Below are 15,560 nucleotides of genomic sequence, written 5' to 3'. Positions count from 1 at the left end.
TAGGAGAGATTAAATCGATCTGCTCGTTGGAAGACATCACTAACTGAACTACGTCCTACTTTCTGTGTTTTAGCAATCATGTTTCGAGAAAAACCTTGATCTCGATACTGCATCACTAACTTCACTGGAATCTTTCTGGCCATAAAAATAGCCTCCTTCATGTATTTTTTAGAAGTTTTACCTTCTAAAATTACTATACATAAAAGAGACTAGTAAGTGGACTTGATGTGCGAATTGATTGCCTTGAAGTGCAAATTCGAGCAGATAACAGAGGAGGACTTGATTCGTGAATTGGTGGACTCGGATTGGATATTGATGGACCTGTGAGCGCGAAATAATCAAAATGACTGGAAAGCTATATTTTATAATGTAAATAATATGGAAATACAAGATGAAAATGTCCTGCAATTTTTTTCGGATGAACAAGTTTATGAATATATAAAAGGATTATTTACCTAGATTTATTTTTTATAAAAAACTATATATGTTAGCAATTATAGTAAGAATAATACTTGAAAATTAAGAATAGTTTTTAAAGTGACTTAATTTCAAAAAAGGCGCTCCTTCAGTCAAACGAAGGAGTGCCTTTTTATAGAAAATGTGAATACTGGTAAACTTAACCAAAGTGAAACTCCCACAATCTCTATTTGTCAAAATAAGATAAAAGAAGTATCCTTATAAGTTATTTTGAAAAAACTACAGTTCTTTGACCATCAGTACATGCGGGCCTAAATCAGGGTAATCAAAGGGTTCTCCAACAGCTTTGAAGCCGATCTGTTCATAGTAAGATTTCGCGTTCGTTCGTCCTTTACACCCACAGGTAATCTATATGCTTACTCTTCAATTCAGCCTCTGCTGAGATCACTATGGATTTGCCAATATGATTTCTGCGATATTCTGGAAGAGTTGCCATAGCTCTTAAACGGTAATGGCGGTATCCGGGCAAGTCAGGATGGACTTCTATTGAAAAGGAAGCGATTGACACTAATTTCTTCTCTATAAAAGCGCCAATATGGAATGTGGTTTCCAGATGATCTGTTTCATATTTGCAAGCATCAAAAGACTGGTGTGGTCTTAATATGTGATGACGAATAGGATAAGTTTCTTCTACTTGGATTTTTTTGATCTCTACCATAAACATGGACTCCTTTCTATAAATAGAGTATAGAACAAACAAGTCCAGGTTTTAAACAGCTACCAAGAAAGAGTATATCTCATATAAAATTACTTTTCGGATTAAGTGACTAAATTTTAGATGTCATAAAGTTTTGTCTACTATTTGACTACACCTTCTATATTCTTTACGCTTAATTTAGTGGAAAGTGGGTGAAAATAATGATGAACGATACGATAGGTATGGATCCGACTGGAGCGTTCCAATGGTTGGAAGCCACATTATTATCAAGCTTTATTTTGCAGATTCTAATAATTATACTCGTTGTTATTGCTATAGTAGCTATTATTTATGGTATGCTAGTATTACGTCAGTTCTTAGATATATATAAAGCAAATAGTGAAAAGATTCATAAAAATGACGATGAATATATGGATCAATTATAAAAATAAGATGCGCTAATCCAACTCTTATAGAAAAAGAGCTTTTTTCTGCTCATTAAAAGAATCTAATAGATGAAGTTGAGGCTGTTATCGCTCACTTCATCTTTATTTCTATTATATTTTCCGGCTAATGTTTGGGAGACGAGAGTCATCAAATAATAAGTAGTAAGAATTTTGATAGAGAATGAAGAAAGTGAATAGAAGGTTCAATCAAGACCGACCAGATTTGAGGGAATCTATTAAATGAAAATATCGATTACGAAAGTTCAGAGTTATGAAAACTATATCCACTACTCCATGTGTATGCTTGGCGGTTTCTTCGGGAGCTACGCACTACTGTTAAGAGGGAATTTCGGATCTGCTCAGACAGCTAATTTGATTCAACTTTTTATTAATGTCAGTGCGTTCAATCTAATTGACATACTTTTTAGAACTTTAGCGCTATTTTTATTTATTTTATTCTTAATGCTATCATTTTATGTTAAAGATAAATATACGCTTCAGTCGATCAAGATCTGTTTACTGGTGGAAATAGTAGGCGTTTGTGCTATTGGGCTTATACCTAATGGTGCTAATGACTTATTGGCCCTCCTTCCGTTGTTCGCGCTGACGGCTTTTCAATGGGGAATGTTTAATGGAACAAGAAAATATGTCAGTCCAACGCTCTTTTCAACAGGAAATATAAGACAATGCATTAGCGCCTGGACGGATTATAAAATAACAGCTAAAGCTGAAAGTAAAACAAAAGGACTGTTTTATACGTATACATTGCTCTACTATCATGTAGGCGTTTTAACAGGTATTGCTTTGACCTACCTATTTGGAGCGCAGAGCATCTTTCTTTGCCTAATTCCTTTGACTTTAAATCTTTTGATTGATTTACGTCATGATCAATTAGTGTGAAATCTATAAAATTTATCATTATATAATATTGATTGATTGATATAAGTTATTTTAAGAAGTCGTTTATAGCTTTCTATAGTGGGCAGCTTTTTTGTATTATTTTCTAAATGTCTAGATAACATCCAATAACAAAAAATGATTTCACATTATCTGTCGGTTTTGCTATTAATGTATTTGTTCCATGACCGATAATAGTAAGGTTGCCGTCATGGAATTAAGTATCATTATTAATTATAAAAGAGATACCGGAGGGAAAAATGTGAGAATCACTGCAAAATTGATCATTTCTTATTTAACTTTAGCTATTATTGTTATACTTTTAGGTACATTGTCCTACTTTGGACTACATACTATTAATGAAGGGTCCAGCGATTTATATAATGATCGTCTACAACCTACTATTACCCTAACTGAGATTGCTCAAAAAATAGAAAATACTCGAGTACAGATGACATCAGGAGTGGCCTATGAAGACCCTGCGAGTGGTAAGATAGCTTTAATGGACCTTGACCGTATAGATATTCTTCTGGAAGAATATCAAAATAGAAATATGGGAGAAGAGGAAGAAGCAAAGTTTACGGAACTACAAAGTAATTGGGAAATTTTCTCTGAAAATGTTAGAGGAAATGTCGAAACTTTATCCGCTCAATTATACGATGAAACGTTAGAAGGTTTGAGAAACGCAGAGGTATCATATAGTGCTACAAGTACCAATGTAACAGAGTTGATTGATATAGTAGATAATCTAGCTTTGAGCGAGTATGAAACCAACCAAAATGTTTTCTCAACGCTTAGGTGGATCATTATTATCGCCAGCGTTATAGCAACTGTATTTGCAATCGCTATAGGGATACTTATGGGAAGACTTATTGGTTCTCCACTGAAAGATATTTCAGGGAAACTTTCAAAAATCGCGCATGGCGATCTGACCGAAGATATAAAAAAAACTAACCGTAAAGATGAAATCGGCATTTTGGTCAATACAACTAGACAGATGCAACATGAGTTGAAAATATTGATTGAGGCTGTATCCGATGCAACGATGCGAGTATTAAGTTCAAGCGAAGAATTAACCCAATCTACAAATGAAGTTGTAACAGGTGCTGAACAGATTGCCGTAACTATGCAGGAACTGGCAACAGGATCAGAAACTCAAGCAGGCTACTCAAGTGATTTGGCGGACAGTATGAACGGTTTCGCTAAAACGATTGAAGAGTCCTCAAGACAAAGTGATCAGGTTTATAGAACTTCTAATCAGGTCCATTCGTTAACTGAAGATGGTAAAGATAAAATGGACAACTCTGTTCAGCAAATGCGTACAATTGATGATATTGTCAAAAACTCAGTAACGGGTGTTAAAGAATTAGACAATAAATCAAATAAAATATCCAAACTTGTTAATGTAATTGAAGAGATTGCTGAGCAGACAAATTTACTAGCTCTTAATGCTGCAATTGAAGCAGCCAGAGTCGGAGAGCAAGGAAAAGGCTTTGCTGTTGTCGCAGATGAAATAAGAAAGTTAGCTGAGCAAGTATCTGTGTCAGTTGTAGATATTACAGATATTGTAAATGACATTCAATCAGAATCTTCTAAAGTAGTTACAAATTTAGAAACTGGATATGCAGAAGTTGAAAAAGGAACGTCTCAAATTCAACAAATGGGAGAAACATTCAATAAAATTTCTTCTTCAATCAATACAATGGGTAATGCTATAAAAGAGATTTCTGAGAAATTAACGGAAAATAAAGCAACTACGTTCCAAATGAATTCTAAATTAGGAGAAATTGCCAGTCTTTCTGAAGAATCAGCTGCAGGAATAGAACAGACTTCAGCTTCTTCCCAGCAAACGACTAGCACGATGCAAGAAGTTTCATCTAGTTCTGAGGAACTTGCTAAACTTGCAGAAGAATTGAATCTTGTAGTTGAAAAATTTACAGTATAATCATTTAAATAGAAAAAAACTCGTACTGAAGTGTACGAGTTTTTTTATAAATTTTCTTTAAGATGACTAAAGCTGAGTCGGAATCCATTATTGTGGTCACCGAATTTCTCTCCTTCTAAAACGATTATCCCTTTTTGCAATAACTCTATCAGAATTCCATCAACTTCTGCTTTTGTTTTTTTAGGAAAGCGACAATAAAGATGGAAGCCACCTTTTGCAGGTTGGAATTCTATTTCCTCTCCAAATTCTGAGCGCAACCACTCTTCTAAATTATGTGCTCTTTCTATTAATTTCTCGCGAATATATTCCTGATGTTTATCCATACCGGTTCGTAAGAAGTAATCAGCCATAAATTGAGGAAGAAAACTTAGCTCGGAGTCAATTTGAACTCGAATATCTGCCAAGTCATTCAAAACAGTTTGAGGACCAACCATCCAGCCCACACGTAAATGATGTCCAGCCAATTTTGATAAAGTACCTAAATAGATAACCTGTTGCTGTTGATCCATCTTTTTCAGAGGTGTATTATCCACAGACTTTTTAAAAGATAATCCACTATAAGCATCATCTTCTACAATTGGAATGCGTTTCATCAAACAATAATCTAGAATTTCTTTTTTTCTTTTAGCACTCATGACTAAGCCTGTGGGATTCTGAAAGATAGGATTTAGAAAAACCATCTTTAAAGGATGATTTAACGAAGCTTCTTGTAATCCTTTAACGGACATTCCTTCTTTATCCATTGGTATGGGTACAATGCGAAGACCAGCTGCTTGAAATAAACGAAGGGAATAAAAATAAGATGGGGCTTCAATTCCGACAGCATCTCCAGGTTTCAATAATCCTTGTGTAATCAGAAATAAGGCATTTTGCGTCCCAGAAGTGATTAGGATTTCTTCTAACGGTATAGTCATTTGATAGGTGTTTCTCAGATGTAGCTGAACACTTTCTCGTAAAGCATACATACCATTATTGATAAGAGTCTGTTCTTTTTCCTGCTGAACGAGTTCTTTCCAGGATAGATTGGGGGAATGAAGTTCAGGCAATAAATCAGAAGGAAGAGAACCGTTAGATAAATCCATGATCTTTTCGGGATACTTTGCTTTCAACTGATCAGCGGCTAGTTGATAAGTACTTTTCCTTTTTAAATTATCAGTCGTCAGGGAAGTTCCCCAGTTAATGGTAGGTTTTGTCTGAAGTCCCCACTTATCAGGATTGACATAGGTTCCACTGCCTTTTTTTCTAGTCAGAACTCCTTGGGCGGTCAGTTCCTCCATTGCACGAATCACTGTAGAACGATTTACATCTAATTCTTCGGCCAGTTTTCTCTCTGCAGGAATCCGAGTTCCCGGCGCTAGTTCTCCCGATTTGATTTTTTCTTCTATCAATAACATGATTTCCTGGTAAAGTGCTAAACTGCTGACTTTGCTAATCATCCATTTGTTCATAAGACAAACTCCTTTCAGGTGCATAACTATTTTACCATAAATTGGATGGTTTAATTATAGTCCAATTGGATGTAGCCTGTTCTTTTTCTTTTGCGTATACTATCAATCAATACAGATGTTAGAGAATAATCTAGGAGGAAATAGAATGAGTGAAAAGATAATTGGCAGTTCAAGAGTGAAACGTGGAATGGCACAAATGCAAAAGGGCGGCGTCATTATGGACGTGGTAAATGCAGAACAAGCTAGAATAGCAGAAGCTGCTGGAGCGGTTGCGGTTATGGCGCTGGAACGTGTACCATCTGATATACGAAAAGCTGGTGGTGTTGCACGCATGGCTAACCCTACAATTGTTGAAGAAGTGATGAATGCAGTCAGCATTCCAGTAATGGCAAAAGCGCGTATTGGACATATCTCTGAAGCAAGAATTCTGGAAGCAATGGGCGTCGATTATATTGATGAAAGTGAAGTTCTGACTCCGGCAGATGAAGAATATCATTTACTGAAATCAGAATACGTAGTGCCGTTTGTCTGTGGCTGCCGAGATTTAGGAGAAGCTTTAAGACGAATTGGTGAAGGGGCTTCAATGCTGAGAACAAAAGGCGAACCGGGAACTGGGAATATAGTGGAAGCTGTTCGCCATATGAGAAAAGTAAATAGTCAGATAAATGTACTCTCTACTAAATCAAATGATGAATTAATGACATTTGCCAAAGACATTGGGGCACCCTATGAATTAGTGAGAGAAGTAAAAGAATTGGGGGCATTGCCTGTGGTTAACTTTGCTGCAGGGGGTGTGGCTACTCCGGCTGATGCTGCATTGATGATGAGCCTTGGAGCAGATGGTGTCTTTGTCGGTTCAGGTATTTTTAAATCTGAGTCACCAGAAAAATTTGCTCGTGCTATTGTTCAAGCAACAACTAATTTTGAAGATTACGAATTATTGGCTGAATTATCTAAAGATTTAGGGGAACCAATGAAAGGAATCGAAATTAGTCACTTACAATCAGAAGAGCGAATGCAGGATAGAGGGTTATAAAATGAATAAAGTTGTAGGCGTATTGGATCTGCAGGGAGCAGTTGCGGAACATCTTATTGCTTTAAGAAATTTAGGTGTAAACGCAGTATCTGTGAAAACAGCGGAAGATTTTGTTGGATTAGATGGTCTGATTATTCCAGGTGGAGAATCCACAGCTATTGGTCGTTTGATTCGTGAACAAGGACTGGAAGACGTACTGAGAACATTTTATCAAGAAGAGAAAGCTATCTTTGGAACGTGTGCCGGACTGATTTTATGCAGTACAGATAAAAGTCATGTTACAGAAGATCTGCGCCTAGGATTTATTGAGATGGAAGTAGAACGAAATGGATTTGGAAGACAAATTGCCAGTTTTGAAACCTATCTTGATTTTTCAGGAATCGACCGCAAAGTAGAAGCAGTATTTATTCGTGCTCCTTATATTGAATCTGTTGGACCTAAAGTCAAGGTGCTCGCAACAGTAGATCAGAAAATTGTAGCTGCCGAACAAGGGAATGTACTAGTGACGGCTCATCATCCTGAACTAACAGAAGATTACGCTGTTTTGACTTATTTTTTAGAAAAAATAGTTTAAAGACTCTTTTAGAAATTTAAGTTCACTGTAGAGACAAACAAAGTGATTTGTTTATTTTGATTTCGAGATTTATACTAGATATAGAAATCAATTCTTTGAATTTAATATTCGAATCGAAAGGAGTCGCTTATGGGGATATTGGTAAAAGGAAAGTGGTATGACAAGTGGGATTATAATAATGAGGAAGGTGAATTTATTCGCCAAGATTCACAGTTTAGAAATTGGATCACAAAAGATGGGAGTGCCGGACCAACTGGCGAAGGCGGTTTCAAGGCAGAACCAGATCGTTATCACTTATATGTATCTTTAGCATGTCCTTGGGCAAGCCGTGCATTGATTATGCGCAGCTTAAAAGGATTAGAGGATCTGATCTCACTATCTGTGGTTAATACATTGATGGGGGAACATGGATGGACCTTTGAACCAGAAGAAGGGGTTGTTCCTGACCCGGTTATGGATGCCGGTTATTTGTATGAAATCTATAAAAAAGTTGATCCGGAATATAGTGGACATGTTACAGTACCAGTGTTATATGACTTGAAACAAGACAAAATCGTTAATAATGAATCAGCCGATATTATCCGTATGCTGAATTCAGCTTTTGATGAAGTAGGTGCAAATGACAGAAATTATCTTCCGGAAGACTTGATACCGGAGATCGATAAGATCAATGAAAAAGTTTATGGGGCTATCAATAATGGTGTTTACAAAGCAGGATTTGCAACAAGCCAGGAAGTTTATGAAAAAGAAGTTACCAAGCTATTTGATGCTTTAGATGAAATAGAAGAGCGGTTAGAGGGAAGCCGCTTTTTAGTAGGGAACCAGATCACTGAAGCAGACTGGCGCTTGTTTACCACGTTGATTCGCTTTGATAGTGCTTATCACGGACATTTCAAATGTAATATCAGAAGAATCGTCGACTATAAAAATCTTTGGCGTTATACAAGGGAACTGTACAATGAACCGGGTGTCAAAAAAACAGTCGATTTCAATCATATCAAGAAACATTACTACCGTAGTCACAAACAAATCAATCCGAACGGCATCGTACCAAAAGGACCGGAGCTAGACTTTAGTTTGGATAATTAAATATAAGTATAACTGAAAGATATCTTTCTATTTTTGAGAGATATCTTTTTTATTTTTTTATAAGCACTATACTTAAAACAAACTTCAATTAATTATATAATTAACGTAAATTTGAAGTTTGGTTCAAATTTATGTAGAATAGTAAATGAATATAAGTTGACAGTGAAGGAGGAAGTCAGGTGTTTCAGAGACCAGTGTATTTAAATCAATTAATTAAGTTTAAAGATTCTGACTTTATTAAAGTTATTACTGGTGTGCGCCGTTCAGGAAAGTCGGTATTATTAATGCTTTATAAAGAATATCTGAAAAATGAAAACGTAAAAGATGATCATATTATCTATATGAATTTTGAAAGCTATGATTATCAGACAATAACGACTGAAGATAAGTTTCGTAGAAAACTGGATCAACTTATACCAGAAGATAATGAGAAAGTCTACTTTTTATTCGATGAGATTCAGGCTGTTGATGGCTGGCAACGAGTAATCAATGGCCTTCGAGTAAGTTTTAAGAGCGATATTGTCATTACAGGTTCAAATGCAAATATGCTTTCAGGTGAATTGGCAACACTTTTAAGTGGTCGTTATATTGAGGTGCCAATCTATCCATTTTCATTTCTTGAATTCTTAAGTGCAAATAAAATTGAAATAAATTCTCGTAAAATAGATAGTGCTTATAGTGAATATGAGAAATACGGGGGTTTTCCCAGCGTGGTCATTGCTGAAGAATCTATTAAAGATACAATCCTATCGGGTATATTCGATACGATCGTATTAAATGATGTAGCCTTAAGAGCGGGAGTTAAAGATGCTACAGCATTGAAGTCGATTATAAGTTTTATAGCCGACAATGTAGGCCAGCTAGTTAATGCATCTAAGATTGTAAATACTCTAAAAAATGAAGGCATCAATACAACAGTTCACACCGTGAATCGATACTTAGATTTACTTGAAAATGGCTATTTATTTTATCGTGCCAAACAATATGATATTAGAGGTCGGGAATATCTTAGAACAAATGGTAAATATTTTATTGTTGATTCTGGACTTCGAAGGAATACTATTGGAAGAAAAGACGGAAATTACAGTAATCGTTTAGAAAATATCGTATATATTGAGCTCTTAAGAAGAGGATATACAGTGGATGTAGGTAAATTAGACAGTAAAGAAATTGATTTTATTGCTAGAAAACTAGATGAAACCCTTTATGTTCAAGTGGCATATGAGCTTCCGGACAATATGCATGAAACGGATAATCTTTTGAATATTAAAGATAATTACAAGAAAATAGTTATAACGGGTCGGTATTATGAAATAAATCAAATAGATGGTATACCAATAATCTATATAGTGGATTGGTTGTTGTCCGAAGAATAATGTTGTTTTTTGTTTAGTAATAATAAGGGTGCAGACAAAAGGACCGGAGCTGGACTTTAGTTTGGACAATTAAATATAAGTTTAACAAGGAGATGTCTTTCTGTTCTGGAAAGATGTCTTTTTATGTTAAAATTCGAAGAAGCAAAGATAAACTAGAGAGGAATAATGAGATGATAAAAACAGTACTATTTGATATGAATGAAACGTTGCTGAATTTGAGTCTGTTAAAAGAAAATTTTGATAAGCATTTTGAGGACCCAACAATTCCTAAGTATTGGTTTGCTAAGGTACTTCACTATTCTACGGTTATGGGCGCCATGGATGAATACACTGACTTTGGAAAACTTTCAGAAGCTGCTTTAGAGAGTCTCTTTTTAGAGAATGAAAAAGAATTGACGGATGAAACTAAGAAAGATATCTTAGGTTCATTTAAAAGATTACCTGCATACAATGATGTGTCAGAAGCATTGAAACTACTCCGAGAAAATAATATTAAAGTTATTGCAGTTACGAATTCTTCTTATGAAATGGTCAAAGAGCAGCTGACGAATTCAAAGCTTATCAACTTATTTGATTCGTATTATTCAGTAGACGCCGTACAAAAATATAAGCCATTCAAGGACATTTATCAATATGTATTGAAGCAAGAAAAAGTGAATGCTGACGAAACAGTAATGGTAGCGACACATGACTGGGATTTAATCGGAGCTAAAAAAGTTGGGCTGGTCACAGCTTACATCAATCGCAAAAAAGATCAATATAATCCATACTATTTAAACCCAGATATTTCTAGCACTAATTTATTGGACGTAGTTGAAGAGATTATAAAATTGAATTAATAAGACTATGTGTAATTATAGGTGAAAAGGGATTTAATCAGCTATTTACAATAAAAAACAAATAATTTTGTATACTATCATCACATCGAATTTATTGGATAAGTATTCAGGTTTCTTTTCCATACATCTTCTATTCTTTTATATTTATTTTTCTTTAATAGATCCTCTACTTTAAACAGAAAAGTGGAGGATCTATTTTTTTGCAAGAGCCAAACATTCTCTAGTCTTAATATTTAAACTTTAAGGTATAGCGATAGTAAATAAATTTTCTTTTTAATTAATAGTATAAAAAACAAACTAACTGGTATAGTTAGCAAAAAAATAAATCTATTCTAAAGATCTGTAAAATAATTACTTCAACAGTTTATAATAACAATTTCCATCTTTATAAATACCAAATGGATCTTGTGAGTAGGAAGGGATTTCTCCATAGAGGACAAAGCCTTCTGACTGATAAAGTGCATTTGCTGGTCCGTCTTTTTCGGTATCCAGTAGCAGTAACGTTCTTCCTTCTTGTTCAGCCACTTTTAATGAATGTTTTAGTAATGCTTTTGCGACACCTTTTCTACGTGCATTGGGATGGGTCATAAGTTTAGCGATCTCAGCCCGGTGCTGTCCATTTTCTTTATCACTGAGATGCAGCTGTACCGTGCCCGCAATTTCGTCGTTTACAAATGCAACAAATAGACGAACATGCTCAGATAGGACGTTGTTCCAGTATCGAAAGGCAGTTTCGTAGCTCATAGGATATAAAAAATTCATGGAAGCTCCGGCAGCGACAACGTCTTGAAACAGTCTTGCTAATTCATCCTGATTTGTTTTTATTTCTTTTAATTCTTTAATTTCTGTCATAGTTATTCCCCTCTCATCTTTTTATGATTATAAAGGAAATGAGTAAGGAAAACGTAAAGGAATAATAAAAAGACACTGTAAAAAAAGTGTCTATAAATTATTAAGATTTAGAGATTATTACTGTTAAGAATTAGCTGAATAGGAATGCACTATTGAAATAAAAGTTCTTGTTAAACTTATAACAAACTTTTCAATAAGAATAATTTAATGAAAAATGACTTTGAGAATAATTATCCATAAATTGTTCACAAAATGCATTGTTTTTAATGTTAATGAGCGGTATTTCGTTTTGATAATAGTATAGTCCTCAATAAAATGATTAAAATATCAGCTATACAAATTAGAGAAACGGAGGGAGAATATTGAAGATTACTACGAAATTAATTATTTCTTATTTATTTTTGGCTATTATAGTCATTATCTTAGGTGGGTTGTCCTTTCTAGGATTAAATAGAATTTACTCAAATGCAAGCGAACTATATAACGAAAGGTTGCAGCCAACCATTACTTTGACAGAAATAGCGCAAAAAATGGAAATACTCGAGTACAAATATTATCAGGAGTAGCAAATGAGGATACAGCAAGAACTGAAAAAGCGATTGCGAATATTGAACGCTTAGATACTCTTTTAGCGGAGTATGAAAATAGAGATATGACACAAGCAGAAAGCGAAAAATTTTCTGAACTGAAACAAAACTGGCAGAAATTTGCAGTAATTGCTAGAGAAAATGTTGAAACTTTATCAACAGGAATGTACATAGAAACATTAGAAGGAATAGCTAGAGGACAGGATTCGTATACCGCAGCGAGTACGAATATATCAGAATTGATTGACATAGTAGACGCTTTAGCAACAGAAACCTATAAGAATGATCAGAAGGTGTACTCTGCTGATCGTTTTTTAATCATTCTTACAAGTATTTTAGCAACTATTTTTGCAGTAGTTATTGGAATACTCATGGGACGTATTATCGGAACTCCATTGAAAAAAGTTTCTCATAATCTTGATAAAATATCTAAAGGGGATTTAACAGAACAAATTGAGACGACAAGACGAAAAGATGAAATAGGACTATTGATTAATGCGACTAGTCAGATGCAGAATGAATTGAAGAAATTAATAAATTCAGTAGCAGATGCTACAGTGCAGGTGTTAAGTTCAAGTGAAGAATTAACACAATCAACCAACGAAGTGGTTGTTGGTGCAGAACAAGTTGCAGCTACAATGCAGGAGTTAGCTACAGGATCAGAAGCACAAGCGAATTACACCAGCAAATTTTCTGAACACATGCAGAATTTTGCTAAAACAATCGAAGACTCGTCAAAAGAGAGTGATAAAATCTATCAAACTTCAAATGGTGTCTACTCACTGACGAAAAATGGCAGATCAATGATGTCTAATTCAGTTTTGCAAATGAAGTCGATTGATAGTATTGTGAAGAATTCAGTTCTTGGTGTGAAAGAATTGGATGTTAAGTCTAGGGAAATCTCTAAGTTAGTAGGCGTTATTGAAACAGTTGCTGAACAAACAAACCTTTTAGCACTTAATGCAGCTATTGAAGCGGCGAGAGTCGGGGAACAAGGGAAAGGATTTGCTGTAGTAGCAGATGAGATTAGACAATTGGCAGAACAAGTGTCTGTATCAGTGGTAGATATTACTCGTATTGTAAATAATATTCAAAGTGAATCTTCGAAAGTTGCTATTGAATTAGAAACAGGATATGAAGAAGTTGAAAAAGACACAATCCAAATTCAGCAGACGGGAGAAACCTTTAATAAAATTTCATCTTCAGTTGAATCTATGGGGAATGCGATCAAAGATATTTCTAATAGATTGGCTGACAATAAATCAACAACTGCAAATATGAACACTAACATAGAAGAAATTGCAGGACTTTCTGAACAGTCTGCTGCCGGTATTGAAAAAACTTCAGCCACTGCGCAGCAAACAACCAGTACAATGCAAGAAGTATCTTCTAGTTCAGAAGAGCTAGCCAAACTAGCAGAAAAGTTAAGTAAACTTGTTGAACGATTTAAGATCTAAAATTAATTTTGAAAAGTTAAGTAATAAATATGAACTGCAAAAGACCTATAAACGTTAGAATTAATCTAGCGTTTATAGGTCTTTTAATAGTATAAATTAGTCCAGAATATAATTATTCCGATTATGGATAAAGCGTATAAAAAGTTCTCGGAAGATTTTTTGAAAAATTAGTAAAAACTAAATACTTGACTTACAGTGGGGTCTAAGGTGTAAACTCATATTTGTTAATGAAAACAGAAAAGCTGTTTTCAAAATAAAGTTAATATGGAGGGATTAAGATGTCTAAAAAGGTGATTACTTTACTGACAGAGGAACACTCCCCTGGTAAACAAACGATGAAAATCTTATTCAATAAAATAAAACAAAAACATGAAACCCAAGAATTAGTATTTGAACTAAAAGTGTTAAACGATGAGAACCGATTAGAAATGATTTACTCTGATATGGTGCTGGCTGATTACTTTCTCATTTCAGATGCAGATTATATCAGAAGAAGAGCTTTCCACGAATCTGTATTTGATTTTGTTCAAATGGCTGCGTTCAGCGCAAGAGATACAAGTCGTCTTGAAGAACAAGTTTCTCATTTATTTGAAATGGATGAAAAACAAGTTCGTCATCTGAATGCTACTGATTGGTCACACCTTAATTATGTGGCAGCTGGTTAAAAGCAAGCCGACAAATAAATGAACGATAATTTTTCAACAGATAGTATAGAAATCATATCGATTTTTATACTGTCTGTTGAGATTTTTATTATAGATAAACGCATTATTTTAGAGACATTAAACTACTAGAATTAATACTGAAAAAACAAAGTGAATAAAATATAGAGGAGTTGAAAGTAAATGGAGACATTCAATAAACTTGTTAGAGACAAAATCCCAGAAATGATTGAAGATAATGGAGAAAACTGTAAATACAAAATCCTTGATGAAGATCAGTATGCAGATCAACTAAAGATAAAGTTAAAAGAAGAAGTAAAAGAATACTTAGAAACGACCAATGACAGCAATGCGGTAGAGGAACTGGCTGATATCCTTGAAGTCATTCATTCCTAGGTTAAGTCACATCATAGATCTGTTCAAGAACTTGAAGAAGTACGTCAATACAAGTTATCAGAGCGTGGTGGATTTAAAAACAGATTTTTTTAATTAGTAAAAATTAACTACATAAGTCCTGTAATAAAAGATTCCAAGTTGTTATAAAAAAATTTATTGATTTGTAACCTGCCAAATTTATATGATCAAAACATAAAAACGCTAACTACCGGTAAGTAACTCTTCCGAATAGTTAGCGTTATTTGATTTGGTTTAAATTTACGCGAATTTTATAATTAAACTAGAAAAAGATATTTGAAAAACCACACGTGTTCCCTTAAAGTAGTTTGTACCACCAAATCTACAAGGAAGAAGGAACACGTATGGCTCACAAACAGTTTACCATGGATGATATCATCCTCATAGAAAAATATTATTTGGCAGATGTAACGACTTCTAGAATTATTGAGATCATGGGCAAAAAACAGCCGGTTTATGATGTGATCAATTTCTTTAAGACTGGGAAAAATTCAAAAGAATTCTGGGAACAGAGAAAGACAAAACAATCGCGTTGTGGTCGTAAACGTTTAAAACTTTCTGTTGAAGAAGACGGTCATGTCGAACATCTGCTTCGTCAAAAGTGGTCACTTGATATGATCGCCAATCACCATAAAGCAGATAGTACCTTTCTTGCTTTTTCTATGGGGGCTACTACTCTTTATCGCCGGGCAAGAGAAGGGATGTTTGATAAACACCTTCTTCCAATGAAAGGAAAACGCAAACCTAATGGGCACAAGGAGAAACGCGGAAAACAAGCCTTCACTCGGAATATTGCTCAACGAAAAATTGACCACCCTAATGTA

15 protein-coding genes and 1 pseudogene are annotated in these 15,560 nt (G+C 34.7%); 13 read left to right on the top strand and 3 right to left on the bottom strand.

What is annotated here, in order from left to right:
* Positions 1 to 808: 808 nt before the first annotated feature.
* Complete coding sequence (locus BM212_RS10240; RefSeq protein ID WP_218149712.1) at positions 809 to 1,135, bottom strand: GNAT family N-acetyltransferase; 327 nt, start codon at positions 1,133 to 1,135, stop codon at positions 809 to 811.
* A gap of 203 nt (positions 1,136 to 1,338) precedes the next feature.
* Here BM212_RS10240 and BM212_RS10235 point away from each other — a divergent pair, with 203 nt between their 5' ends.
* The 3 genes from BM212_RS10235 to BM212_RS10225 all read left to right on the top strand — a co-directional run bounded on the left by BM212_RS10235 (position 1,339) and on the right by BM212_RS10225 (position 4,402).
* Positions 1,339 to 1,560, top strand: a complete 222-nt coding sequence (locus tag BM212_RS10235; RefSeq protein ID WP_143744941.1) for a hypothetical protein — start codon at positions 1,339 to 1,341, stop codon at positions 1,558 to 1,560.
* A gap of 240 nt (positions 1,561 to 1,800) precedes the next feature.
* Positions 1,801 to 2,460 carry a DUF1275 family protein gene (locus BM212_RS10230; RefSeq protein WP_072693354.1) on the top strand — a complete coding sequence of 220 codons (660 nt, stop codon included), beginning with the start codon at positions 1,801 to 1,803 and terminating at the stop codon, positions 2,458 to 2,460.
* A gap of 208 nt (positions 2,461 to 2,668) precedes the next feature.
* Positions 2,669 to 4,402: a methyl-accepting chemotaxis protein gene (locus tag BM212_RS10225; RefSeq protein WP_177206434.1), complete on the top strand. Its 1,734-nt coding sequence runs from the start codon at positions 2,669 to 2,671 to the stop codon at positions 4,400 to 4,402.
* Positions 4,403 to 4,446: 44 nt separating this feature from the next.
* On the opposite strand, the gene BM212_RS10220 is transcribed toward BM212_RS10225, so the two are convergent.
* A complete protein-coding gene (locus BM212_RS10220; RefSeq protein ID WP_091898419.1) occupies positions 4,447 to 5,850 on the bottom strand; it encodes an aminotransferase-like domain-containing protein in 1,404 nt (467 codons plus the stop codon).
* Between the two features lie 145 nt (positions 5,851 to 5,995).
* Between BM212_RS10220 and pdxS the strand changes: the two genes are divergently transcribed.
* The 5 genes from pdxS (at position 5,996) to BM212_RS10195 (ending at position 10,764) form a co-directional block, all read left to right on the top strand.
* Positions 5,996 to 6,886 (top strand): pyridoxal 5'-phosphate synthase lyase subunit PdxS, encoded by an 891-nt coding sequence (pdxS, locus tag BM212_RS10215; RefSeq protein WP_091898417.1) that lies wholly within the window; start codon positions 5,996 to 5,998, stop codon positions 6,884 to 6,886.
* A 1-nt stretch (position 6,887) separates the two neighbouring features.
* On the top strand, positions 6,888 to 7,460 hold the full coding sequence (gene pdxT / locus BM212_RS10210) for a pyridoxal 5'-phosphate synthase glutaminase subunit PdxT (RefSeq protein WP_091898415.1): 573 nt from the start codon (positions 6,888 to 6,890) through the stop codon (positions 7,458 to 7,460).
* Positions 7,461 to 7,589: 129 nt separating this feature from the next.
* Positions 7,590 to 8,549 carry a glutathione S-transferase family protein gene (locus tag BM212_RS10205; protein ID WP_091898413.1) on the top strand — a complete coding sequence of 320 codons (960 nt, stop codon included), beginning with the start codon at positions 7,590 to 7,592 and terminating at the stop codon, positions 8,547 to 8,549.
* Between the two features lie 179 nt (positions 8,550 to 8,728).
* Positions 8,729 to 9,925, top strand: coding sequence for an ATP-binding protein (locus tag BM212_RS10200; protein ID WP_091898411.1), 1,197 nt, complete (start codon positions 8,729 to 8,731; stop codon positions 9,923 to 9,925).
* A gap of 170 nt (positions 9,926 to 10,095) precedes the next feature.
* Positions 10,096 to 10,764 carry a haloacid dehalogenase type II gene (locus BM212_RS10195; RefSeq protein WP_091898425.1) on the top strand — a complete coding sequence of 223 codons (669 nt, stop codon included), beginning with the start codon at positions 10,096 to 10,098 and terminating at the stop codon, positions 10,762 to 10,764.
* A 351-nt stretch (positions 10,765 to 11,115) separates the two neighbouring features.
* Here BM212_RS10195 and BM212_RS10190 read toward each other — a convergent pair whose 3' ends face one another.
* Positions 11,116 to 11,616 carry a GNAT family N-acetyltransferase gene (locus tag BM212_RS10190; protein ID WP_091898409.1) on the bottom strand — a complete coding sequence of 167 codons (501 nt, stop codon included), beginning with the start codon at positions 11,614 to 11,616 and terminating at the stop codon, positions 11,116 to 11,118.
* A 362-nt stretch (positions 11,617 to 11,978) separates the two neighbouring features.
* On the opposite strand from BM212_RS10190, the gene BM212_RS10185 reads away from it, so the two are divergent.
* The 5 genes and pseudogenes from BM212_RS10185 to BM212_RS10165 form a co-directional block, all read left to right on the top strand.
* Positions 11,979 to 12,182, top strand: a complete 204-nt coding sequence (locus BM212_RS10185) for an MCP four helix bundle domain-containing protein (RefSeq protein WP_177206433.1) — start codon at positions 11,979 to 11,981, stop codon at positions 12,180 to 12,182.
* Positions 12,167 to 13,660 carry a methyl-accepting chemotaxis protein gene (locus BM212_RS10180; protein WP_245750962.1) on the top strand — a complete coding sequence of 498 codons (1,494 nt, stop codon included), beginning with the start codon at positions 12,167 to 12,169 and terminating at the stop codon, positions 13,658 to 13,660. Before BM212_RS10185 ends, BM212_RS10180 begins: the two co-directional genes overlap by 16 nt.
* 278 nt (positions 13,661 to 13,938) lie before the next feature.
* The gene (locus BM212_RS10175) at positions 13,939 to 14,325 is read left to right on the top strand and encodes a hypothetical protein (RefSeq protein ID WP_091898403.1); all 387 of its coding nucleotides are present in this window, start codon (positions 13,939 to 13,941) and stop codon (positions 14,323 to 14,325) included.
* Between the two features lie 180 nt (positions 14,326 to 14,505).
* Positions 14,506 to 14,718, top strand: a complete 213-nt coding sequence (locus BM212_RS10170) for a nucleoside triphosphate pyrophosphohydrolase (protein ID WP_091898401.1) — start codon at positions 14,506 to 14,508, stop codon at positions 14,716 to 14,718.
* 362 nt (positions 14,719 to 15,080) lie between these two features.
* Positions 15,081 to 15,560 (top strand): annotated as a pseudogene (locus BM212_RS10165) (IS30 family transposase); the annotation flags it as partial.

The organism is Marinilactibacillus piezotolerans, from assembly GCF_900114235.1.
GTDB classification, from domain to species: domain Bacteria; phylum Bacillota; class Bacilli; order Lactobacillales; family Carnobacteriaceae_A; genus Marinilactibacillus; species Marinilactibacillus piezotolerans.
Note: the sequence above shows the minus strand (reverse complement) of the source record. Positions and strands in the feature narration are given on the sequence as shown.

Bases quoted from the DNA above. Each gene is read 5' to 3' on its own strand.
- BM212_RS10230 (WP_072693354.1), top strand. From the start codon at position 1,801: ATGAAAATATCGATTACGAAAGTTCAGAGTTATGAAAACTATATCCAC.
- BM212_RS10190 (WP_091898409.1), bottom strand. From the start codon at position 11,616: ATGACAGAAATTAAAGAATTAAAAGAAATAAAAACAAATCAGGATGAA.
- BM212_RS10220 (WP_091898419.1), bottom strand. From the start codon at position 5,850: ATGAACAAATGGATGATTAGCAAAGTCAGCAGTTTAGCACTTTACCAG.
- BM212_RS10170 (WP_091898401.1), top strand. From the start codon at position 14,506: ATGGAGACATTCAATAAACTTGTTAGAGACAAAATCCCAGAAATGATT.
- BM212_RS10225 (WP_177206434.1), top strand. From the start codon at position 2,669: ATGGAATTAAGTATCATTATTAATTATAAAAGAGATACCGGAGGGAAA.
- BM212_RS10205 (WP_091898413.1), top strand. From the start codon at position 7,590: ATGGGGATATTGGTAAAAGGAAAGTGGTATGACAAGTGGGATTATAAT.
- pdxS (WP_091898417.1), top strand. From the start codon at position 5,996: ATGAGTGAAAAGATAATTGGCAGTTCAAGAGTGAAACGTGGAATGGCA.
- BM212_RS10240 (WP_218149712.1), bottom strand. From the start codon at position 1,135: ATGGTAGAGATCAAAAAAATCCAAGTAGAAGAAACTTATCCTATTCGT.
- pdxT (WP_091898415.1), top strand. From the start codon at position 6,888: ATGAATAAAGTTGTAGGCGTATTGGATCTGCAGGGAGCAGTTGCGGAA.
- BM212_RS10235 (WP_143744941.1), top strand. From the start codon at position 1,339: ATGAACGATACGATAGGTATGGATCCGACTGGAGCGTTCCAATGGTTG.
- BM212_RS10195 (WP_091898425.1), top strand. From the start codon at position 10,096: ATGATAAAAACAGTACTATTTGATATGAATGAAACGTTGCTGAATTTG.
- BM212_RS10175 (WP_091898403.1), top strand. From the start codon at position 13,939: ATGTCTAAAAAGGTGATTACTTTACTGACAGAGGAACACTCCCCTGGT.